Source organism: Streptomyces sp. JLYT201, assembly GCF_059448825.1.
The window spans coordinates 1,689,829-1,711,775 of the sequence record NZ_CM182551.1 but is presented as its reverse complement, the minus strand read 5'-3'; the positions used below and the strand labels follow the sequence as shown (position 1 = coordinate 1,711,775).

The window sequence follows — 21,947 nt, the reverse complement described above, 5'->3', positions numbered from 1 at the left end:
CGGACCCACAGGGCGGCAGAGGGGGCGGCGATGCGCGGCGGGTCTTCGGTGCTTGGAATCGTCCTCGCGGGCGGCGCGGGCAAGCGGTTGATGCCGCTCACCGCCGACCGCGCGAAACCGGCGGTGACCTTCGGGGGCACGTACCGCCTCGTCGACTTCGTGCTCTCCAACCTCGTCAACGGCGACATCCTGCGCATCTGCGTCCTCACGCAGTACAAGTCGCACTCCCTGGACCGGCACGTGTCCACCACCTGGCGCATGTCGAGCCTGCTCGGCAACTACGTCACACCCGTCCCCGCCCAGCAGCGCCTCGGACCCCGCTGGTACCTGGGCAGCGCGGACGCGATCCTGCAGTCCCTGAACCTCGTCCACGACGAACAGCCCCAGTACGTCGCGGTGTTCGGCGCCGACCACGTGTACCGCATGGACCCCCGGCAGATGCTGGAGCAGCACGTCGAGTCCGGCGCGGGCGTCACCGTCGCCGGGATCCGGGTGCCGCGCGCGGAGGCCCGGCAGTTCGGCGTCATCACCCCGGCGCGCGACGGCACGCTCGTGGAGCGCTTCCTGGAGAAGCCGCAGGACCCGCCGGGGCTCCCGGGCGCCCCGCACCAGGTGTACGCCTCCATGGGCAACTACGTCTTCACCACCAAGGCCCTCGTGGACGCCCTGCGGCAGGACGCCGAGGACGAGGACTCCGCTCATGACATGGGCGGCTCCATCCTGCCCATGCTCACCGAGCGCGGCCTCGCCCAGGTGTACGACTTCGACGGCAACCACGTGCCGGGGGAGACCGCCCGGGACCACGGCTACTGGCGCGACGTCGGCACCCTCGACGCCTACTACGAGGCGCACATGGACCTGATCTCCGACCAGCCCGTCTTCAACCTCGACAACCGCTGCTGGCCCATCTACACCCACCCCGGGCAGCTCCCGCCCGCCAAGTTCTGCGCGGGCGGCATCGCGGGGGAGTCCGTCGTCAGCCCCGGCTGCGTCATCCGCGGCCAGGTCACCCGGTCCGTCCTTTCACCCGGCGTCACCGTCGAGGAGGGCGCGGTCGTCCAGGGCTCGGTCCTGCACGACAACGTCCGCGTCGGCCGGGGCGCGGTGGTGCGCGGCGCCGTCCTGGACAAGAACGTGGACGTCCCGCCCGGCGCCACCATCGGCGTGAACCCCGAGCGGGACGCGGAGCTGTACACGGTCTCGCGGGCCGGGGTCATCGCCCTCGGCAAGGGGCAGTACGTACCGGAGTGAGCGGACGGCCCGGTTCCGCAGCCGATCCCGGTGAAGGTGCCGCCCTCGTCCAGGGCGCCGCCCGAGAGTTCGAGGGCGGGAGCGCCGTCTCGCTGTGGGGCGCGTTCACCTGCGCGTAGCCCTCGGCCGGTCAGGCGTTGATCGCGGTCATCGACGAAGTCCTCTCTCTGGAGAGGGAGTCGATCCGTAAATATATAGCGTGTCGTTGCAGGCGTCGGGACACTGTCTTGGTGTCCCGTGCCGCATTGCCTCAACCGCTTCGGCCTCGCGCCTTGGAGCGCGGAGACCTCGTCGTCATCGCGTCGCTGTCCGGGCCGCTCGATGTCAGGTACGTCCCCGATCTGGAGCGGGCGGTAGCCGTGCTCGAGCGGATGGGATTCCGCGTGCGTCTCGCGCCGCTGCTCGAAGCCGGGCGGCGCCATCGGTGGAGCGCGGCCCGGCCGGTGGAGATCGCCGAGGAGCTCAACGCTCTTCTGCGTGATCCTGAGGTGCGCGCGGTCATCGCGCATGACGGCGGCGCGACGGTGCTCGGTTACCTCGACCTGATCGACGTTGAGGCGATCACGGCCGATCCCAAGCCGATCCTCGGCTACAGCGACATCTCGCTGCTGCATCTGGTGCTCTACGCGCGCACGGGCCTGGTCGGATTCCACGCCGATCTGGCCACCCCTGGACTGGGCGGGCACTGGCAGGCCGCGCCCGCAACGCGCCAAGCGGAGCTTGAGAAGCTCTACTCGACGCTGCTGAGCGGCCCTGAGGCGATCGGTGCGCTGCCTGCCAGTGCGTCGTGGGAGTGCTGGCGTGCCGGCCGCACCGAAGGCCGGCTGATCGGGGGGCTGATCAATCGCATCGTGCTGGCCCAGGCGACGCGTTACGCCCTGCCGCTCGACTGGTTCGACGGCGCGGTGCTCTTCTGGGAGGAGATGGGCGGCCACGCGTCGCATGTGTGGAGCTATCTACAGGTGCTGCGGCACAGCGGCATCCTCGACCGAATCTCCGGCATGGTCGTGGGTGTTCCGCGCGAGATCGAAGGACTCGGAGGGCCTGAGGCGCCCCCGACCCTGCCCGAGATCGTCCTCGACGTCCTCGGCGACCGTGACATCCCGGTCCTGGGCAACGTCGAGTTCGGGCATGCCGGCCCGAATCTGCCGATGCCGGTCGGCATCCGCGTCGCCCTCGACGCGCAGCAACGGACGCTGTCGCTGCTCGAACCGGCAGTACGGGCCGCTCACGGCGACGGACGGGTCGGCTGAGCAACGCGGATCAGTGAGGATTCCACCTCCTCAGGCTGAAGCGGTCAGTTCCACGGTGAGAACCGCCTTGACCAGGTCGGTGACGTCGGTGGTGTCGAACGCGTCCAGTAGGCCGTGGGCGCGGGCGGCCAGGACGTCCACGGCCTCGGTGACGTAGCGGTGGGCAGTGGTCGGCCCGACCCTGAGACCGCCCGCGAGCGGGGCGCATGTGTGTCCGCGACGCAGGTGGACCAGGGCCATCAGAGCGTGGCGGCCGGGAGAAATTCCATCCGCGCCCCACATGGAACACATGCTCTTTCCGGTGCGCTGCTCCGCCCTCAGCCGGGTGCCTTCTTGAGGTGGAATGTCATGGTGTGGCCGGAGATAGAGAGGCGCTCAACGACTTGGGAGTTCGTGAATCCCTGGCTCACCATGTCGGCCACGGCCACTTCCGCATAGGTCAGGGAGCCGATCTTCACGCTGTCGTGGGTGGTTGGCGCACTGGCTGGGGCGGTGGATGGTCTGCCCCATCACCGCGTGCGCCTCGGGCGGCAGAGGGGCGGCGATTTTCCCGGGGTGCAGCTTTCCCGCGGCCTGCTTCTTGCCGTGGCATGGTGCGGTGGCGCCCGGCGGCCCGGTGGCCGCCGGGAGAGCGCGCCCCCCACCGACGGCGCAGACGGCGCCGATGGCGCCCACGCCGGGGCACCTGCCGTGTCGTGGGTGCCAACTGCCCCATATATCCCGCCAGTCCGCTCACGCAAAATCCAAGCCGGAAGAACAGCCACCGTTTCGGAGCAATAGCAGCCGGGTAGGTCTTCAGGTCGGATCAATAGGGGGCGGGTAGTCCAGAGCGCGGCAAGAAGGGTCGGGCAGGTCAACGGCAATTCAGGAGGGAAGCGTTTTGGGAAATCCATCCACACGCGTTCTGCTGGTCAGCAATGATGCGCGTCTGAGCGCTGCCCTGCACCACCCACCGCTCCCCGCGAAGTACTTCGTCAGCTCGGTGCCGACCGGCGCGCAGGCCCTTGCGAGCTTCAGCGATTTCGATCTGTTGCTGCTCGACTCCTCCACCCCCGGCATGGACAGCCGCGAGGTGTGCAAAAGGATCCGCAAACAGACGTCCGTGCCCATCATCATTGTCGGTGCCTGTGCCAACGAGATCGACCGGGTGCTCGCTCTGAACGCCGGAGCGGATTACTGCGCGGTGAAATCCGAATCGCTCCACGAGTTGCAGGCGAGCATGGATGCCGTCATGCGGCGTTCCTCTTCCTGTCCGGTCGGCCAGAATGCTCCCGGGCCGTCCGCCCCGACGGGCGAGATGCTGGTCGCGGGGCCGCTGCGGCTGAATCCGCGGAATCGGGACGTGACCTTGGACGGGCGCCCGGTCAGGCTGACCCCCAAGGAGTTCGACCTGCTCGCCATGCTGATGGAGGATCCCGATGTCCTGCACACGCGCAAGGCCATCATCGCGCGGGTGTGGAACGAGCATTGGTTCGGCTCGACGCGGACACTGGACGTCCATATCGGGGCGCTGCGTCAGAAGCTCGGATCCTACGACTGGATCGAGACCAGGCGAGGCATCGGATTCCGGCTCGGCTCCGTGCCGTCGGCCGGGGCGCACGACTCGCCGTAACCCTGGGATCCGCCAGGGCCCGACCCCGCCCACCTCGCCGTTCAGCCGCTGAGGGCTCCGCGGGGCGGTCGCGGTGAGATGCAAGAGGGCTTGGGCGGCCAGGCGGTGGCCGACGGCCCCCAGGCCGACCACGACACCGCTCGCCAGCGGTGCGATCACCGATTCGTGGCGGAATTGCTGGCGGCCCACACATGGCCGAGACGCACCTCGACCCACGGCGACGCATAGCTCGCGAGGGCGTCGCGCAGACTCCATCCCGCAATCATGAGGGCACCCGGATTGACGACGGCCCCGACCGTGCCCGGGCCGTGCCCGTGAATCGCCCCGACGAGATCGCCGTCCGAGTCATGCTGGAGGGAAAGGACCTCCCAGCACCTGACGCGACTTCCGCAGCGACTGCCGTCTCGATGTCCGCGAGCGTATCCGTTCCGTATATCTCGGGCTCGCGTCGGCCCAGCACACCCGGATTGGGCCCGTTGAGGGGGAGGACGACACTCCAGGCGGCGCCTCGCTATTTTTCGGGACGCGGACGACCGGTGAACCGTGGGCCGCCTCCGCCACCACGAATCCCCGTGCGGCACGCCCTCATCAGAATGGACAGTTGCGGGGGCGCGCGAGAGCGCGTGCGCGCCCTACCCTGCACGAGGAGCGACGGGTCTACTAGCTTTGGTGGACCTGATATCGAGGCCGGATATGGACGCCGGTACCTATACCGCTGCCCGTACGCTCCGCGTACGCTGGGCGGCAGTTCCTGGAAGGAGCGGGGGTGAGGGATGGCTGTGGGCCGAGCGATCCGGAGTGACGGGCTGCGTGGGTACGCCTTCGTCGCACAGGAGTGCGGCGGGGAAGACGTCTTCCCGCAGGTGAATGATCTCCGTATTCCGGAGCCGTCCGCGCGCTCGCGACCGGCGGCCGAATTCGAGGCCGGAAATGGTGAACGCGGGCCGAATGCGCAGGAGAGACCGCACGTCGGCCCTGCCGCGCCACTGAGCTGACGGGCCGGCAGATCACGCCGACGCGCGACCGCTCGACGTGACCGCTCGACGTGACCGCTCCCCACAGACCAGGGCCGGGTGCGCCCCCCGTCGCACCCGGCCCTCCACCGAACCGTTCACGGCCCTCGCCGCCCGCGCGCGAGCAGATCGCCGCGGGCCCACCCCGCGCAACCACAGTCCTGGAACCACAAGTTCAGCGCGACAACCGGTACCGCTAGCCCGGAAGGTGAGGATGAGCATGGTCGACAAAGGCACTCCCAACGTTTTCCTGAGCGGCGGCTCTCGCTCGTTGATCACGGACGAGGACCGACTGCACTATCTGCCGGACCTCGGCGTGGACAAGGTCAAGGTGCTGTGCGGCAACCGCTACGAACACTTCGAGGCGAGCTCCGAGACGACCCGGGTCGACGACCGCGAGCTGCGCGTCTTCGTGTGGACCCAGCGCACGTACGTCGCGGAGTGAGGCGGCGGACCCTCCCTCCCCGGCCTTCTTTCCGGACGGGGGCCGGGGGGAGGGCCCGTCGCCTGCCGCGTGCGCTTGTCCGGGCGGTTGTCGGTGTGTCAGATTTCGGTGGCGCGTACGCGCGCATCCTGTGACCGACCTGTGCACATCAGACAGAGCGAAGGGACGTAATGAGCACCGAGACGCTGGAGTTCCAGGCAGAAGCGCGGCAGCTCCTCCAGTTGATGGTCCACTCGATCTATTCGAACAAGGACATCTTCCTGCGCGAGCTCATCTCCAACGCCTCAGACGCCCTCGACAAACGGCGTCTCGCGGGCCTCACCGACGACGCGCTGCGGGCCGACGACCTGCACATCGAGATCGAGGCGGACGGCGAGGCCCGCACCCTGACCGTGCGGGACAACGGCATCGGCATGTCCCGCGAGGACGTGGTGGGGCTGATCGGCACCATCGCCAGGTCCGGCACGGCCGAGACCCTGCGCCGCCTCAAGGAGAACAAGGAGTCGGCCGAGCTGATCGGCCAGTTCGGCGTCGGCTTCTACTCCGTGTTCATGGTCGCGGACAAGGTCAGCCTCCTCACGCGCGCGGCCGGTGCGCAGGACGGCGTCCGCTGGGAGTCGGACGGCGGCGGCACGTACACCATCGAGACCGTCGAGGACGCGCCGGAAGGCACCGCGGTCACCGTCCACCTGCGTCCCGCCGACGAAGAGGACGCGCTGTACGACTACGCCGACGAGCGGAAGATCCGGGAGATCGTCAAGCGGTACTCGGACTTCATCTCGTTCCCCATCCGGATGGGCGACGAGACCCTCAACTCGATGAAGGCGCTCTGGGCGCGCCCGCGCTCCGAGGTCAAGGACGAGGAGTACCGGGAGTTCTACCGGCACGTCAGCCACGACTGGGCGGACCCGCTCGACGTCATCCAGATGCGGGCGGAGGGCACCTTCGAGTACGAGGCTCTGCTCTTCATCCCATCGCGCGCCCCGCACGACCTGTTCCAGCGCGACGCCCGGCACGGCGTCCAGCTGTACGTCAAGCGCGTGTTCATCATGGACGACACCCGCGAGCTGCTGCCCGACCACCTCCGCTTCGTCAAGGGCGTCGTGGACGCGGCCGACCTGTCCCTGAACATCTCGCGCGAGATCCTCCAGCAGGACCGGCACATCCAGCTGATCCGCCGCCGGCTGGCGAAGAAGGTCCTGTCCACCGTCAAGGACCTCATGAAGAACGACGCGGAGAAGTACCGCACGTTCTGGCGGGAGTTCGGCCCCGCCGTCAAGGAGGGCCTGCTCGACGGGTCCGAGGACCACAAGGCGATCCTGGACATCGCGTCCTTCTCCTCCACCGCGGGCGAGGAGCCCACCACCCTGGCCGACTACATCGCCCGGATGAAGGACGGCCAGGACAAGATCTACTTCATGACCGGCGAGAGCCGCGCACAGGTCGAGAACTCCCCGCACCTGGAGGCCTTCCGGGCCAAGGAGTACGAGGTCCTGCTGCTCACCGACCCGGTGGACGAGATCTGGGTCGAGGGAGTGCGGGAGTACGACGGCAAGGAGTTCCAGTCCGTCACGCGGGGCGCGGTCGACCTGCCCGCCGACGAGGAGCTGTCGGAGGAGGAGTCCGGGACCTACGCGCCGCTGCTCGGCTGGCTCAAGGAGACCCTCGACGACGTGAAGGACGTCCGGCTGACCACCCGCCTCACCAGCTCGCCCGCGTGCCTGGTCAGTGACGCCGAGGGGCTCACGCCGACGCTGGAGAAGATGTACAAGGCGATGGGCCAGGAGATCCCGCCGGTCAAGCGCATCCTGGAGCTGAACCCCGAGCACCCGCTGGTCACCGGGCTCAGGGCGGCGCACGAACAGCACGCCGACGCCCCCGAGCTGACCGAGACGGCCGAGCTCCTCTACGGCACCGCACTGCTCGCCGAAGGGGGCGACCTGGCGGACCCGGCGCGCTTCGCCAAGCTGCTCGCGGACCGCCTCGCCAGGACCGTGTGAGCCACCCCTGGGAGACGAGGGGTGCGGGCTTCACGAGCCGTTAACTGTACGTAGCTAGATCGTACTTGACCGTAATTGTCGGACGGTGATTGGCTGCTTGCTCCCCGTCATCGACGCGAGAGCAAGCCATGACCTCTGAGAGCTCAGACCTGCTCGCACCCCTCGATCTCGCCTTCTGGAGCATCGAGTCCGCCGCACACCCCATGCACCTGGGGGCCCTGGGCGTCTTCGCGGCCGACTCGCCGTCGGCCGCCGCGCACGCCGCCGAGCTGCTCGCCGCGCGCGCCGCCGCCGTACCGGGCCTGCGCCTGCGCATCCGGCAGGTGCTGCTGCCCCTCGGCGGCGCCGCGCGGCACCCCGCGCCCGGCTTCGACCCGTTGGACCACGTGCGGCTCGCCGCGCCCGTACGGGACTTCCACGCGGCGGCGGGCGCGCTGCTCCAGCGGCCCCTCGACCGGGACCGGCCGCCGTGGGAGGCGCATGTGCTGCCCGGCGCGGACGGCCGGTCCTTCGCCGTGCTCTTCAAGTTCCACCACGCGCTCGCGGACGGGCTGCGGGCCCTCACGCTCGCGGCCGCGGTCATGGACCCGGCCGCGCGCGCCGAGCCCCCGGCCGCCCCCGCCGCGCGCCCCGCGCCGCGCCCGCCGTGGTGGCGCGCCCTCGATCCGCGCGCGCTGCCCGGCCTGGCCGCCGCCGTACCGGGCCTCGCGGCCGCCGTACCGGGCCGGGCCGCCGGGGCCTTGCGGTCCGCCGCCGGATCTGTGCGCTCCGCTGCCGGTGACGTCGGCCGGGCGCTCGGCGTCGGCGCGTCGGTCGCCCGCGCGACCTGGGGGACGCGCTCCTGCGCCGCCCTCACGTCCCGGCCCACCGGCACGCGCCGCACCGCGGGCGTGCGGCTCGACCTCGACGACGTACACCGCGTACGCAAGACCGCGGGCGGCACCGTCAACGACGTCCTGATCGCCGTCGTCGCCGGAGCCCTGCGGCGCTGGCTGGACGAGCGCGGCGACGGCAGCGCGGGCGTCGCGCCGCGCGCCCTCGTCCCCGTGTCGCGCCGCCGCCCGCGCACCGCCCACCCCCAGGGCAACCGCCTCTCCGGCTATCTGGTCCGGCTGCCCGTGGACGACCCCGCCCCGCTGGCGCGCCTGGCCGCCGTGCGCGCCGCCATGGACCGCAACAAGGACGCGGGGCCCCTGCGCGGCGCCGGTGCCGTCGCGCTGCTCGCCGACCACGTGCCCTCGCTCGGGCACCGCGTCGGCGGCCCGGCCGTCGCCCACGCCGCCCGGCTGCTCTTCGACGTCCTGGTCACCAGCGTCCCCCTGCCGAGCCCCGGCCTCGCCCTGGGCGGCTGCCCGCTCACCGAGGTCTACCCCTTCGCCCCGCTCGCGCGCGGCCAGGCCCTGGCCGTCGCGGTCTCCACCTACCGGGGCCACGCGCACTACGGCCTCGTCGCCGACGCGGCGGCCGTGCCGGACCTGGAGCGGCTCGCGGCCTGCGTCCGCGCGGAGCTCGCCGGGCTCGTGGCCGCCTGCGACGACCGAACGAGTTTGGTACCGGGCCCCCGCGCTACGTAAAGTTCCGCTTTTGGAGCATCCGCGGTCGACCCCAGACGGGCCGCGGCACGAGCGCGATGAGGAACGACAGCGGCGATGACGGTCACAGACGAGAGCCAGCAGGAAGGCACCGGCGCCGTCGCCGGGGCCGACGCGTACGGTCCGGGCATCGACCCCGAGCGTCTCGCCGTCTGCCTCAGCGTGCTCGAGGAGCTCGACAAGCTGGAGGTCGACCACCCCGACGCGATCACCGTGCGCCGTGCCACGGCCGGGATCTACCGCACCGTGAAGCAGCGCCGCCGCCAGGAGCGCCGGGCCGCGAAGACCGCCCACGACAAGGCCGTCACCGAAGCCACCGCCACCGGCTCCGCGCAGCGCATCGACGACGAGACCGAGGGCATCCTGCCGTCGTCGGTCACCGAGGCGGGCAAGATCGCGGGGATACTCCAGCGCCCCCGCTCCTGCTACACCTGCAAGGCGCGGTACGTCGAGGTCGACTACTTCTACCACCAGCTCTGTCCCGAGTGCGCCACCCTGAACCGCGCCAAGCGCGACGCCAGTGCCGACCTCACGGGCAAGAGCGCGCTGCTCACCGGCGGCCGCGCCAAGATCGGCATGTACATCGCGCTGCGGCTGCTGCGTGACGGTGCCCACACCACGATCACCACGCGGTTCCCCAAGGACGCCATCCGCCGCTTCAAGGCCATGGAGGACTCGGCGGACTGGATCGACCGCCTGGAGGTCGTCGGCATCGACCTGCGCGACCCGGCCCAGGCCGTGGCCCTGGCCGAGCAGGTCGCCGAGCGGGGCCCGCTGGACATCCTGATCAACAACGCCACGCAGACCGTGCGCCGGCTGCCCTCCGCCTACGCCGCGCTCGTCGAGGGCGAGAGCGCCCCGCTGCCCGCCGGTGAGCTCCCCGCCCACCACGTGATCGGCGCCTTCAACTCCGGCGCGGTGGACGGCCTCGCCGCGCTGCCCGCCGGGGTCACGGGGCTCGACGCGCAGAAGGTCGCCGACCTGGCCCTGGTCGCGGGCAACGCCAGCGTCGAGCGGCACCGCGACGGCAGCGCCATCGACGCGGGCGGCCTGGTGCCGGACGTCGTGGACAGCAACACCTGGGTGCAGTCCATCGAGCAGATCTCCCCCGTGGAGCTCCTCGAGACGCAGCTGTGCAACTACACGGCGCCGTTCATCCTCATCAGCAAGCTGCGCGCGGTGATGGCCGAGGCGGCGCGCAAGGCGCCGAGCAAGCGCGCGTACGTCGTCAACGTCTCCGCGATGGAGGGCGTGTTCGGCCGCGGCTACAAGGGCGCGGGCCACCCCAACACCAACGCCGCGAAGGCCGCCATGAACATGGTGACGCGGACCAGCGCCCAGGAGATGTTCCAGAGCGACGGCATCCTCATGACCTCCGTCGACACCGGCTGGATCACCGACGAGCGCCCCCACTACGACAAGCTGCGCCTGGCCGAGGAGGGCTTCCACGCCCCGCTCGACCTGGTCGACGGCGCGGCCCGCGTCTACGACCCGGTCGTGCGCGGTGAGGCGGGCGAGGACGTGTACGGCGTCTTCCTGAAGGACTACGCGCCCGGCAAGTGGTGACCACGCGCCACGCACCGCGCGCCCACCGCAGCACGCACCGGGCGCCCACCGCGTGACGCACCGCGCGCCCGCCCGCGCGTCACGGGCGGCGCGCGCCTCCTTGGGCTGACGGCGCGTCTCCTCGCAGGGAGATGTCCGGAAGTCACCCCTTAGGTCTAGCGCTATCGAGCAGACAGCCGCTCATTTGGTTAATCTGGTGCGAACGGACGGCTGGAAGGCATCCACCACCGCCTCGCTGCCGTCCCGGGACAGGCTCGCCACCACGGCCGCGATCCCGCCCGAACCCGGCGCCACCGCGACCGCGAAGACAGCGAAAGCAATGAGGCATCGTTTGTCCGCTACGCGACACAGAGGAGTGCGCGGTGACACCAGATCTGACGAAGCAGGAGAAGCGGCAGGCAGAGACCGGCGGTGAGCGGGCGGGCCGCCCGAAGCAGCTCCGCAACCTGGAGGCCTGGGCCAAGGCGGCCCCGATCCGTCTCGCCGGTTACGAGGACGACCTCGCCGAGCCGCACATCCTGCCGGGTATCGACTGACGGTATCCGCTCGCACGTCACACGCACCCCGCACCGACCCCATGGCGCGGGGTGCGCGTCGTCGTGCGCCGTGCGTTCCCGGTCTTCCTGCCCTCCGGCCCTCCCGGTCCGCCCCACGCCCTCCTGGCCGGTCCGCGTCCTTCTGGCTGGTCCGCACCCCTCAAGATTTCCCCAAGGAAATTCTGCAAAAACTATTTTGGAAAGTGTGGTCGGCGGCCTAGCCTCCTCGTATGGCTGATGAACACCGGATCCTGGACCCCGAGCGGGACGCCGCCGCCCTCAAGGCCCTCACCCACCCCCTGCGCATCAGGCTGCTCGGCCTGCTCCGCGCGGACGGCCCCGCCACCGCGAGCGAGCTCGCCGTCAAGACCGGCGAGTCGTCCGCCTCCACCAGCTACCACCTGCGGGTCCTGGCGAAGTACGGCTTCGTGGCCGAGGCCGAGCACCGCGACGGGCGCGAGCGGCGCTGGCAGTCGGTCCACGCCGTCACCAGCTGGAACAACGCGGACATGGACGCCTCGCCCCAGGGCCGCGCCTTCCGGAGCAGCATGGCCCGGCGCCAGATCGACCATCTGACCCGGTCCCTGGCCCGGCACGAGCGGGACCTGGACGCCGGGCGCTTCGGGCCAGAGTGGCGCGAGCACGCCGGGATCACCGACCTCATGCCGCGCCTGACCGCCGACTCCCTGGCCGAGCTGTGGCAGGCCTTCGAGGACAAGCTCGCGGAACTGACCGCTCGGGACGCCGCGGCCCCGGGCGCGGAGCAGGTCGTGGTCTTCGCCGCGACCCTGCCGGTGGCGACGCCGGCACCCGCCGAGGACGGCGAACCCGGCCCGCCGGAGGACGGCGCCGCTGCCCCGGGCGCGCCCGCCGGACCCGACGGCCCCGGCGCGCACGCACCGGACGGCCCCCGCGCCGAGAACCCGGGCGACCCTTGCGCCGACGAGCCGGACAGCCCCGACGAGCCCGACGGCCCCGGCGGGCGGGGTGGCTCCGGCACGCACCGCAACGTCAGCTGGGGCGCCTCGTGACGGTCCGGCAGCCCCTCGACCCCCGCGGCGCCCGGCGCAGATACGTGATCGCCTGCGGCCTCTTCTGGCTGCCGCTGGGCCTCGCCATCGCCCCGATGGTGCCGCTGATGACCGAGCGGGGCCTCGCCCTCGCGGCGGTCGCGGGCTGCGTCGCCGCGCACTCGCTGACCGCCGCGCTGCTCGAACTGCCCACCGGCGGACTCGCGGACGTCCTCGGCCGCAGGGCCGTGCTCGCCGCCGCGGGCGTGCTCGACGTGGTGGCGCTCACCCTGCACGCGCTCGGCACCACCGCCTGGGTGCTCGCCCTCGCCATGGCCTTCAAGGGTGCGGGCCGCGCCCTGTCCAGCGGCCCCGCCGAGGCCTGGTACGTCGACACCGTGCAGGCGAGCGCGGGGCCCGACGCCGAGCTGCGCACCGGCCTGGCGCGCGGCGCCACCGCGTCCTCCGTCGCGCTGGCGGCCGGCACGCTCGTCGGCGGCTCGCTGCCCTGGCTCCTGGGGCTCGGTCCCGACCTCGGCGCCCGCCTCGACGGGGCCACGTCGGGGCTCGTCCTGCCGCTGTCCGTACCGGCGCTGCTCGGCGTGGTCGTCGCCTTCGCCTTCATCGTGTACGTCCTGACCGCGCTGCCCGAGCCGCCACGGCCCCGCGCCACCCTGCGCGGCGTGCTGCGCGGCGTCCCCGGCACCATCGTCACCGGGGTGCGCCTGGGCGGCAGCGACACCTTGGTGCGCCGGGTCGTGCTCAGCGCGGGCGCGGCGGGCAGCGCCCTGGTCACCGTCGAACTGCTCACGCCGGGCCGCGCCGCGGACCTGACCGGCGCACCGGAGTCGGGCGCGGTGGTGTTCGCGGGGCTCGCCTGCGCCGGATACCTGTGCTCGGCCCTCGGCAGCCAACTGGCCCCGCCCGTCGCCCGCCTCGCCGGTGGCGGGGAGCGCGCCGTCCTCCTGTGCCTCGGCGCCGCCGGGGGCGGGCTGCTGCTGCTCGCGGTCACGGCGACCGCCACCGGACCGGCCCCGGTGCTGCTCGCGGTGGGCGGATACGCGCTCGTGTACCTGGGTCTCGGCGCGGCGGGCCCCAGTCAGAACGAGCTGCTGCACCGCCGCGTGCCGAGCGAGGGCCGGGCCACCGCGCTCTCCGTCCAGTCCCTCGCGCTGCAACTGGTCGGCGCGCTCACGGGGTTGATCGCCGGTTTCCTGCCTGCCGGACCCGCGCGCTGGCTCCTCGGCGCCGCCGTCCTGCTCGCGGGCGCCGCGCTGTGGGCGCGCCGCACGGAACCGGCGGCCGGTCCCGGCGCGCCCACCGATCGGTTCCCGCTGGTCAACTCCGAGTCCGCGGCAGAACGTTGACGTGGCGCCGTGGAACCGTGACGCCGCGCACCGCGTTTCCTGGGGGGTGAGGTGACGGACGGCGTGAGGGGGACGCGGTGCTGGGGCTGACCATGCTGGTGACGTGGGCCGGGTCGATGCGCGACCGGTTCGGACCGCAGCCGCCGGGGGCGCAGGAGGCGCCGGGCCCGCACCCGGCCGACCGGGCGACGGCCGGGGAGCGGCTGCGCGCCCTCGCGGCGCTCCCGCTCGCGGCCCGCCGGGACGAGGTGGCACAGCGCTCGGCCGACGCGACGACGAGCCTGCTCGCGGACCTCTTCGGGTACGGGGCGACCTGCGAGGACCCCCGGCGCGTGCACGAGGACGCCGGGCTCCTGGCCGACGTGCTCGAAGGGATCGGCGCCGCGCTGATGGTCGGTCAGGACCCCCGCAGGAACGACGTGCGCCGCATGACGCAGATGCTGACCGCGCAGACCCATCTGGTGCGCGGCATCGCCGCCGACGCGGCCGGGCACCGGGCCGAGGCACACCGTCACTTCTCCCTCGCCGCGCACCCGGGCGCCGCCCGGGTCGACGGCGTCGCCTTCGCGCTCGGCACGGCCGGAGCCGCCCTCACCGAAGAGGAGACCGACCGGGCCTCCCTCGCCGACGTCCCGGCACCCGCGCGGGACATGCTCGGCCCGTTGGAGGAGATGTGCGGCCGCGAACTCACCGGGCTCCGGCGGGCGTTGACGGTGCGCTGCGCGGCGTACGACGTGGTGGCGACGGTCGCCGGGGACGGCGACCACGCGGAGGGAAGCCGGGAAGCCGTCCTGAAGCGCTGGCTGGAGCAGTGGGGTCCCGGCGCGGAGGTCGAGCTGTGGATCGCCTGGACGGGCGAGTTCGTCCGCAGGGCGGCCGCGGCCGCCTCTGCGAACGGCGACGGCGACGGTGACGGCAAGGGGGATGGGGACGGGGGTGGCAAGGGGGCCGCGGGCCCAGGCCGGAGCGAGGAAGCCGACGAGGCGCTCCTGGAGTGGGCGATGCTCGGGGACCGGGTGCTCGCGGACTGCCCGGAGCCCCCGCGGTTCCGCTGGACGCTGGCCCGCCAGCTGCGCGCCCAGGGCGCGACGGCCCGCGAGATCCGTGTCCTGACGGCCCTGGTGGACGACGATCCGGCGGACGTCCAGGCGGTCAGGTCACTCGCCAACGCCTACGCCGGATCCGACCGCCTGGACGAGGCCGTCGCCCTGCTGCGCTCCCGGATCTCGGACCCGCCGGTGCCGGACGACGAGCCCTTCGTCGAGCTGATCGTGCTGCTCCTCGCCACCAGGCTGCGCCCGGAGGCAGCACAGTGGGACGAGGAGCTGGCCCGCATCACCGGCGGCCGCCGCATCACCGACGTCCTGCCCACGACGGGCAACGCCCCCGCCCCCGCCGCGCGGCCACCCGTGCACGCGGTCTTCCAGGACGGCAAACTGCTGATCGACCGCGACAGCGCCGGCGTGCCGCCGGGCGAGGTCGCCGCCCAGTTCTTGGCGGCGGTGATCGCGGGCAGCCCCGACGGCGCGGACCAGCTGAAGCGTCTCGGCGAGGAGGAGCCGGGCCTCGCGGCGAAGGTGGCGAAGCTGCTCGGCGTGCCGCTCGTGACCCGCGCCCAGCGCGAGGCGTCCGAGCTGATCGGCCGCGGCGAGCACCACTTCCACCGCGGCGAGTACGCCGACGCCGCGACGTACTACCAACGCGCCCTGGACGCCGACCCGGAGAGCTCGCTCGCCCTGCTGATGCTCGGCGACGTGCACTTCGTACGCCGCGAGATGGGGCTCGCCCGGGTCTACTTCCAGGAGTCGCTCGCCGTCGAGGAGACGCCGATGGCCTGGCGCTTCCTCGGCGACACCTTCCGCGACGCGCTCGACGGCACGGACGAGGCCCGGCGCTGCTACGAACGCGCCCTGGCCCTCGACCCCGGCTACGGCGGGGCCCGGCAGGCCCTCGAAGCGCTGCCGCCCCCGACCGCGGCGCCCGCCCCGGCACCGGCCACCGGTGCAGCAGCGGCGGAACCCCCGACGGCCGCCCCCTCGACGGCCGAAACCACGGAGTCCGAAGCCGCAGAGCCCGAAACCACGGAGCCCGAGGCCCGGGAGACCGACCCCTCGAAGGCGCCGCCCCGGGCCGCCGAACCCCACGCGCCCGCGCGTTTCGGCGCCCCCTACGGCGGCCCCATCGGCCTCCCCGTCTCCGGACCCGCCACCGGCACCGGCATCAAGGCCACGCTGCCCGCCGAGCTCGAAGCCGCCGTGCGGGACCGCGAGCCCGTGCTCGGCGAGCTGCTCGCCGCGGCCGGGGACGACGACCGCTTCGAGGCCTGGCTGCGCGCCGAAGGGGCGGACCACTGGGCGGGCGCCCTCGACACGCTGCGGATGACGGTGTTCCAGTGGGCCGCCAAGGCGGGCGACTTCGAACGCTCCCTGCTGCTGGCCCGGCGCGGCGTGCAGATCGCCGAGCACCTCGACCGGCAGTGGCCCACCGGCGACCCCGAGGAGCCGGGCCGCGCGCGGCTCCTCGCGGACGCCCTGAAGCAGGCCGCGGGCGTCCTCGACGCCATGGGGCGCTACAGCGAGGCGTACGACCTGCTGCGCCAGACGGAGCGGTGGCTGGTGACCGACGAGCACGAGCGGGAGCGCACGGGCCGCGACCCGTGGCTCGACTACGGACAGTTCAGCAGCCTCGACCACTGGGCCGAGCTGTACCGCGACCTCGCGCGGGTGGCGCGCCGCTGCGGCGACGCGGCCGCGGCGGAGGAGTACCAGGCGCGGCTCGACGAGATCACCGCCGACGTCCCGGACAGCGACCACGAGCGGATCGTGTCGCTCGTCGAACTCGCCGTGGCCTGGCACGAGCTGGGGGAGCGGGAGCGCGCCCTGAGCTGGTTCCACGAGGCCCTGCCGCTCGCCGAGCGGGAGGCGCTGCGCTCCCCGGTGCCGGTCGCGCTCGCCACCGTCCACCACTACCTGGGCGTCGTCCTCGGCGAACAGGGCTTCCCGCGCATGGCCCTGCACCACCTCGCCGAGGCCCGGGAGCGCAACTCCGGCAACGCCGACCGGCTCGCCCAGGACTGGCTCGCCACCGCCGCCGTGCTGCGCCGCTGGCCCGACCTCGGGCACGCCGTGCTCGCCTACGAGCAGGTGCTGCACCTGTCGGGCGTGCCGGGGCAGCGGGGCGACCCGCTGTTCTGGGCCCCCCGGGGCGAGCCCACCGCGACGCGCGGCCACCGCGTCCTGTCCGCCGAGCGCGCCTGGCCCGCGATCCTGCCCATGGCCCACGCCGCCTGGGAGTACGGCGAGCAGGACACGGCCACGGACGTCCTCGAACTCGGCGTGGAACTGGCCGACCTGGTCCGCGCGGCCGAACCGAACCCCCAGCGGCGCGGCCACCTCCAGGAGGGCCGGGCCGAGGCGTACGAACTGCTGACCCGCTACCGCCTCCAGCGCGCGCAGAGCGAGGCCCGGCGCGCGGCCGAACCGGCAGCGGACGGCCCCGCCCGCCCGGAACCCCCCGGCCGCCCGCGGCAGAGCCCCGGCGACCACATCGCGGCGGCCTTCACCGCGTCCGAGCGGCTGCGCGCCCGCTCCCTGCTCGACGCCAGGAGCGCCGCCCAGCTCCGTGCGCCCGACGGCGTACCGCCCGCGCTCCTTGCCGACGAGGCCGCCCTCATCGCCGAGCGCGCGGCCGTCGCGGCGGCGCCCGCCGTGGACTGGAAGCGCCACTACGACCTCACCGCGCGCCTCGACGCCCTGTGGCGGCGCCTCGCCGGATACGGCCCGCCCGCCGAGGAGTACGTCGGGGTCCGCCGCGCCACCGTCATGGACCCCGGCGCCGTCTCCCGCGAACTCGCCGGACAGCGCACGGTGGTGGCCTCGTACGCGCTGCTCGACACCGGTGAGATCGCCCTGTTCACCCTGGGCGGCGACGGCGAGGCGGACCCGGTGGGCGTGACCTCGATCGACGCCGACGGCGCGGCGGTGCTGCGCTTCGTCGGGGACAACCTGGGCAGCGCGGGGCGCGTCCGCGAGATGGCCGAGGACATGCCCGGGCTCTTCCACCGCGTCCTCGATCCGCTGGTGGCGCCGCTGGCCGCGCTCACCCGCCCCGAGGACACCGTCGTCATCTGCCCCACCGGGGCCCTGCACCACGTGCCCTTCCACGCGCTGAGCCCCGACGGCTCCGGGGCGCTGATCGACCGCAACGCCGTCGCGTATCTGCCGACCGTGTCGCTCCTGCGCACGCTCACCCTTCCCCAAGCTCTCGGCTCCGCTCGAGCAGGGGAGACCCCATTCGCGCCCGCCGCGGGCGGCGGCGCCCTCGTCCTCGGCGACCCCGGTGGCGACCTGCCGCACGCGCGCGACGAGGCGCTGGCCCTGGGCGCGCGCCTCGGCTGCGTCCCGCTGCTCGGCGCGGGGGCGACCCGGGAGCGGGTGCTGCGCGGCCTGCCCGGCGCGGAGGTGTTCCACGCCGCCTGCCACGCCTCCTTCGACGCCGCGGACCCGCTGTCCTCCGGGCTCGTCCTCGCCGACGGCGTCCTGACGGCCCGCGACATCCTGCGGCAGGACTGGCACGGCGTTCGCCTCGCCGTCCTGTCCGCCTGCGAGACCGGCCTCGGCCGCACCAGCCGCACCGACGAGACCCTCGGCCTGAGCTGGTCCCTGCTCTACGCGGGCGTGCGGTCCCTGGTGATGAGCCTGTGGCGGGTGCCGGACGCCACCACGGCCGCCCTCATGGGCGACTTCCACGACCTGACCGCCGCGGGCGAGGCACCCGGCGCCGCCCTGCGCACCGCCATGCTCGCCGCCCGCGACCGCCCCGGCGGCGGCCGCCTGGAGAGCTGGGCGGCCTTCTGTCTGCTCGGCGACTGGCGCGCCCCGCGCCCCGACCCCCGTACCGCGACCCGAGGGAGCACCCCATGCTGACCGCCACCGGCCTGCCCGCCGGGTACGAGCTGATCGGCCTCGTCACCCCCGCCGTCGACGAGGACGACCTCGACCGCGCCCCCGCTCCCGTCGGCGAGACCACGGTCACCCTGCTGCGGCGCGAGACCCGGATCGGGCTCGCCCGGGGCGCGGTGCGGCGCGTGCCCGGCGCGGAGCCGGGCCGCACCGGCTACGACATCCCGCTGATCTGCGTGGTCCAGACGCACCCGGAGACCGATGTGCGCTGGTCGCGCCTGGTCATCGACCTGTCCCTGTCGCCCGGCGTGGTCGTGGCGGACATGTCGCCCACGCTGGTGGACGGCGAGAGCCCCATCGAGCTGGAGACGACGCTGGGTGCGGGCCTCAGCTTCAGCGTGGCCGCCTCCGCGCTCGGCGCGCAGCTGTCCCCGCAGGTCACCCGGCGCAAGACGGTGTACTGCCCGCGCATCACGTCCTCCGGCGTCGGATTCACCACCGCCTACTGGGACTTCAGGACGTCCGACCGCGCCTTCCTGCACGTCAACGAGGAACTGCGGCTGCTCGTCTCGGCCCCGGCGAACACCCCCGTGGACGCCGCGGTGACCCTGCGCGCCCGCATCGTCCCCAAGGGCCTCGGCCGGGTGCTCCGGCTCACGGGCAAGCTGGGCGGCGTCGAGGCGCGCTGCCGCCTCGCGTGACCGCGCGGGCGGCTCACCGGGCCGCGCGCACCGCCCCCGTGCTCTCCCGCTCGATCAGCGTGGGCAGCGGCACCTGCACCGTCTCCGCGGGGCCGTCGTCGAGCAGGCCGAGGAGCTCGCGCGCGGCCGTCCGCCCGAACGACACCGTGTCCCGGGACAGGGCGGTCAGCCACGGGTGCACCATGCGGCACAGGGCCGAGTCCTCCCAGGCCACCACCGACACGTCGGCGGGCACGGCGAAGCCGAGGGACGCCGCGGCCGCCACCCCGGCGACGGCCATCACGTCGTTGTCGTAGACGAGCGCCGTCGGCGGGCTCGCCGCGCGCAGCACCCGGCGGGTCACGGCGGCGCCCTCCGCGTCCGAGTAGTCGGTGGTGACCGACCGCACCCCGCGCAGGCCCCGGCGCTCGGCCTCGGCGCGCAGCGTGCGCACGCGGCGCTCGGTGTGCGCGAGGCCGGGGAGCCCGGCGATGTGCACGATGCGGCGGTGCCCGAGCGCGTGCAGATGGCCGACGACGGCCGCCATCGCGCCCGCGTCGTCGGCCCACACGGTGGAGAGCCCGGCGCGCGGCGGCCGCTCGGGGTCGGGCACGCCACCGGTGACCACCGCGGGCAGCCCGAGCTCCTCCAGGAGCGCGGGCCGCGGGTCGTCGGTGCGCGGGTCCACGACGAGGACGCCGTCGACGCGGTGCTCGGCCCACCACCGCCGGTACGCCGCGCACTCCGCCTCGACGTCCTCCACCACCTGGAAGAGCAGCCCCAGTTGGCGCTCGGCCAGGACCTCCTGGATGCCCGAGATCAGCTGCAGGAAGAACGAGTCGACGCCGAGCGTGGCGGCGGGCCTGGCCACCACCAGGCCGACCGTGGCCGCGCCCTCGCCGGACAGGGCGCGCGCCGCCGTGCTGGGCCGCCAGCCCAGCTGCTCGGCGACCCTGCGGACCCGGTCGCGGGTCACCTCGGAGACCCCGGGTCTGTCGTTGAGCGCGAAGGAGACGGCGCTCTCGGAGACGCCTGCGCGCCGGGCGATGTCCTTCATGGTCGGCCGGCGTGCCGGTGACCGCTTGCCTTGCACCCGTTGCCCCTTTCCGCGTGCGGAGCGCCCGATGCGCTCCGGCCGCGCAGGTACTAATGCGCTTGAGCTAGCACACCCTAAAGCGCATTAGCTGTTGGTGACAAGGCTTTCAACCAACGGCTCTGACCTGCGAGTTAGTGGGAGTGGACGGCCTCGTAGGAGACGAATCAGCACCAATCCATTGACTTTTCACCGGAACTCCATGCAGGGTCTGCCTCGGTGCGAATCCGCGATTCCACGCGGATCGCCACCGCTGCCGGTGGCCCGTGCCGCCATGCGCCGGGCCGAGCAAAGGAGCCGTTCACGTGCGTCATTCCCGGATATTCCGCAGCCCCCGCCGGGCGGTCCCCGCTGCCGCCGCCGTCGCCTCCCTGCTCGCCCTGAGCGCCTGCGGCGGCAATGACGACGGCGGCTCGACCGACGCCTCCGGCAAGGTCGAGGGCAAGATCACCTTCCAGACCTGGAACCTGAAGGCGAACTTCAAGTCCTACTTCGAGGGCCTGATCGACGACTTCGAGGACAAGTACCCGGGCACCGAGGTCAAGTGGGTCGACCAGCCCGGCGAGGGCTACGCCGACAAGATCAGCGCGGACGCCGCCGGGGGCACCCTGCCCGACGTCGTGAACGTCTCGCCCGACCTGGTGGCGCCGCTGGCCAAGGCGGGCATCGCCCTCGACCTCGACCAGGCGGCGGGCAAGTACGAGAAGGAGTACCTGCCGGGCGCCTGGAAGAGCCACCAGGTCCCCGGAGTGCAGGGCACGTACGCCTTCCCCTGGTATCTGAACACCGGCCCGCTGTTCTACAACAAGCGGCTCTTCAAGGAGGCGGGCCTGGACGCGGCCAAGCCGCCGAAGACCTACGACCAGCTCTTCGACGACGCCCTGAAGATCGCGGACAAGAGCGACGGCGACATCGCCACGCTCGCCAACGTCCCCACCATCGAGGACTTCGGCCGCTACGGCGTCCCGCTGATGAACAAGGAAGGCACCGGCTTCACCTTCAACGACGCCAAGGGCGTCCAGCTCCTCACCCAGTACAAGAAGCTCTACGACGCCAAGGCCCTGGACGGCCAGGCGCTGACCGCGACGCCCGAGTCGACCGGCAAGAAGTTCCTCACCGAGGCCGTCGCGATGAACCCGGGCAGCGCGCTCGACCTGGAGAAGTTCAAGAAGGACGCCCCGGGCCTCTACAAGAACATCGGCATCACGCCGCAGATCAGCTCCACCGGCAAGGACAACATGTACGTGATGGGCGTGATGGTGAACAAGCGCACCAAGCAGACGCCCGCCGCCGTCGCCTTCGCGCACTTCGTCACCGACGCGCAGCGCCAGATGTCCTTCGCCAAGAAGGTCGCGATCTTCCCGAGCACCAAGGGCTCCCTGGACGACCCGTACTTCACCAAGGAGGACGGCACGGACGAGACGCGCGTGCGCGTCGCCGCCGCCAAGTCCCTGAAGACCGCGGTGAACTACACGCCCGTGCTGTTCAGCGAGCAGATGAAGGTCGCCCTCCGCAACTCCGTCGCCAAGGCGCTGCAGGGCAAGGAGAGCCCCGAAGAAGCGCTTGACAACGCTGTCAAGCAGTGTGACCGGCTGCTCCAGCAGAGCTGATCCACCGACCAGGGAACC

Annotated in this window: 17 protein-coding genes and 1 pseudogene; 13 read left to right on the top strand and 5 right to left on the bottom strand. The window is 72.8% G+C overall.

The window, feature by feature from the left end; all coding sequences use genetic code 11:
- Positions 1-30: 30 nt before the first annotated feature.
- Both glgC and AC5WAM_RS07130 read left to right on the top strand, forming a co-directional pair.
- Positions 31-1,251, top strand: coding sequence for a glucose-1-phosphate adenylyltransferase (gene glgC, locus AC5WAM_RS07135; protein ID WP_366791683.1), 1,221 nt, complete (start codon positions 31-33; stop codon positions 1,249-1,251).
- A gap of 272 nt (positions 1,252-1,523) precedes the next feature.
- Positions 1,524-2,504, top strand: coding sequence for a S66 peptidase family protein (locus AC5WAM_RS07130; protein WP_495522015.1), 981 nt, complete (start codon positions 1,524-1,526; stop codon positions 2,502-2,504).
- A gap of 30 nt (positions 2,505-2,534) precedes the next feature.
- On the opposite strand, the gene AC5WAM_RS07125 is transcribed toward AC5WAM_RS07130, so the two are convergent.
- Entirely contained in the window at positions 2,535-2,786 is a 252-nt protein-coding gene (locus tag AC5WAM_RS07125; RefSeq protein WP_495522014.1) for a transposase family protein, read from the bottom strand.
- 35 nt (positions 2,787-2,821) lie between these two features.
- A complete protein-coding gene (locus AC5WAM_RS07120; protein ID WP_495522013.1) occupies positions 2,822-2,962 on the bottom strand; it encodes a LuxR C-terminal-related transcriptional regulator in 141 nt (46 codons plus the stop codon).
- A 422-nt stretch (positions 2,963-3,384) separates the two neighbouring features.
- Here AC5WAM_RS07120 and AC5WAM_RS07115 point away from each other — a divergent pair, with 422 nt between their 5' ends.
- Complete coding sequence (locus tag AC5WAM_RS07115) at positions 3,385-4,116, top strand: response regulator transcription factor (RefSeq protein WP_366791681.1); 732 nt, start codon at positions 3,385-3,387, stop codon at positions 4,114-4,116.
- A 144-nt stretch (positions 4,117-4,260) separates the two neighbouring features.
- Here AC5WAM_RS07115 and AC5WAM_RS07110 read toward each other — a convergent pair.
- Positions 4,261-4,436 (bottom strand): annotated as a pseudogene (locus AC5WAM_RS07110) (type II 3-dehydroquinate dehydratase); the annotation flags it as partial.
- Positions 4,379-4,576: a hypothetical protein gene (locus AC5WAM_RS07105; protein WP_495522012.1), complete on the bottom strand. Its 198-nt coding sequence runs from the start codon at positions 4,574-4,576 to the stop codon at positions 4,379-4,381. The pseudogene AC5WAM_RS07110 and the gene AC5WAM_RS07105, both read right to left, overlap by 58 nt.
- 773 nt (positions 4,577-5,349) lie before the next feature.
- On the opposite strand from AC5WAM_RS07105, the gene AC5WAM_RS07100 reads away from it, so the two are divergent.
- The 9 genes from AC5WAM_RS07100 (at position 5,350) to AC5WAM_RS07060 (ending at position 19,247) form a co-directional block, all read left to right on the top strand.
- A complete protein-coding gene (locus AC5WAM_RS07100; RefSeq protein WP_242726957.1) occupies positions 5,350-5,574 on the top strand; it encodes a DUF5988 family protein in 225 nt (74 codons plus the stop codon).
- Between the two features lie 170 nt (positions 5,575-5,744).
- Complete coding sequence (gene htpG / locus AC5WAM_RS07095) at positions 5,745-7,574, top strand: molecular chaperone HtpG (protein ID WP_495522011.1); 1,830 nt, start codon at positions 5,745-5,747, stop codon at positions 7,572-7,574.
- A gap of 128 nt (positions 7,575-7,702) precedes the next feature.
- Entirely contained in the window at positions 7,703-9,148 is a 1,446-nt protein-coding gene (locus AC5WAM_RS07090; protein ID WP_495522010.1) for a wax ester/triacylglycerol synthase family O-acyltransferase, read from the top strand.
- Positions 9,149-9,223: 75 nt separating this feature from the next.
- Entirely contained in the window at positions 9,224-10,732 is a 1,509-nt protein-coding gene (locus AC5WAM_RS07085) for an SDR family NAD(P)-dependent oxidoreductase (protein WP_366791677.1), read from the top strand.
- Positions 10,733-11,094: 362 nt separating this feature from the next.
- Positions 11,095-11,268, top strand: a complete 174-nt coding sequence (locus tag AC5WAM_RS07080) for a hypothetical protein (protein WP_172381448.1) — start codon at positions 11,095-11,097, stop codon at positions 11,266-11,268.
- Positions 11,269-11,498: 230 nt separating this feature from the next.
- Positions 11,499-12,299, top strand: coding sequence for an ArsR/SmtB family transcription factor (locus AC5WAM_RS07075; RefSeq protein ID WP_366791676.1), 801 nt, complete (start codon positions 11,499-11,501; stop codon positions 12,297-12,299).
- Positions 12,296-13,645 carry an MFS transporter gene (locus AC5WAM_RS07070; RefSeq protein ID WP_495522009.1) on the top strand — a complete coding sequence of 450 codons (1,350 nt, stop codon included), beginning with the start codon at positions 12,296-12,298 and terminating at the stop codon, positions 13,643-13,645. Before AC5WAM_RS07075 ends, AC5WAM_RS07070 begins: the two co-directional genes overlap by 4 nt.
- Positions 13,646-13,722: 77 nt before the next feature.
- The gene (locus AC5WAM_RS07065) at positions 13,723-18,570 is read left to right on the top strand and encodes a CHAT domain-containing protein (RefSeq protein WP_495522008.1); all 4,848 of its coding nucleotides are present in this window, start codon (positions 13,723-13,725) and stop codon (positions 18,568-18,570) included.
- Positions 18,564-19,247 carry a hypothetical protein gene (locus AC5WAM_RS07060; protein ID WP_495522007.1) on the top strand — a complete coding sequence of 228 codons (684 nt, stop codon included), beginning with the start codon at positions 18,564-18,566 and terminating at the stop codon, positions 19,245-19,247. Before AC5WAM_RS07065 ends, AC5WAM_RS07060 begins: the two co-directional genes overlap by 7 nt.
- A 13-nt stretch (positions 19,248-19,260) precedes the next feature.
- Here the strand turns inward: AC5WAM_RS07060 and AC5WAM_RS07055 are convergent, their stop codons facing one another.
- A complete protein-coding gene (locus tag AC5WAM_RS07055) occupies positions 19,261-20,283 on the bottom strand; it encodes a LacI family DNA-binding transcriptional regulator (RefSeq protein ID WP_366791672.1) in 1,023 nt (340 codons plus the stop codon).
- Positions 20,284-20,639: 356 nt separating this feature from the next.
- Between AC5WAM_RS07055 and AC5WAM_RS07050 the strand changes: the two genes are divergently transcribed.
- Positions 20,640-21,929, top strand: coding sequence for an extracellular solute-binding protein (locus AC5WAM_RS07050; RefSeq protein ID WP_495523521.1), 1,290 nt, complete (start codon positions 20,640-20,642; stop codon positions 21,927-21,929).
- Positions 21,930-21,947 lie beyond the last annotated feature (18 nt).

What these genes read in the sequence shown, in the direction of transcription:
- glgC (WP_366791683.1), top strand. Translation starts at nt 31, where the DNA reads ATGCGCGGCGGGTCTTCGGTGCTTGGAATCGTCCTCGCGGGCGGCGCG.
- AC5WAM_RS07125 (WP_495522014.1), bottom strand. Translation starts at nt 2,786, where the DNA reads ATGTGGGGCGCGGATGGAATTTCTCCCGGCCGCCACGCTCTGATGGCC.
- AC5WAM_RS07100 (WP_242726957.1), top strand. Translation starts at nt 5,350, where the DNA reads ATGGTCGACAAAGGCACTCCCAACGTTTTCCTGAGCGGCGGCTCTCGC.
- htpG (WP_495522011.1), top strand. Translation starts at nt 5,745, where the DNA reads ATGAGCACCGAGACGCTGGAGTTCCAGGCAGAAGCGCGGCAGCTCCTC.
- AC5WAM_RS07090 (WP_495522010.1), top strand. Translation starts at nt 7,703, where the DNA reads ATGACCTCTGAGAGCTCAGACCTGCTCGCACCCCTCGATCTCGCCTTC.
- AC5WAM_RS07085 (WP_366791677.1), top strand. Translation starts at nt 9,224, where the DNA reads ATGACGGTCACAGACGAGAGCCAGCAGGAAGGCACCGGCGCCGTCGCC.
- AC5WAM_RS07075 (WP_366791676.1), top strand. Translation starts at nt 11,499, where the DNA reads ATGGCTGATGAACACCGGATCCTGGACCCCGAGCGGGACGCCGCCGCC.
- AC5WAM_RS07060 (WP_495522007.1), top strand. Translation starts at nt 18,564, where the DNA reads ATGCTGACCGCCACCGGCCTGCCCGCCGGGTACGAGCTGATCGGCCTC.
- AC5WAM_RS07055 (WP_366791672.1), bottom strand. Translation starts at nt 20,283, where the DNA reads ATGAAGGACATCGCCCGGCGCGCAGGCGTCTCCGAGAGCGCCGTCTCC.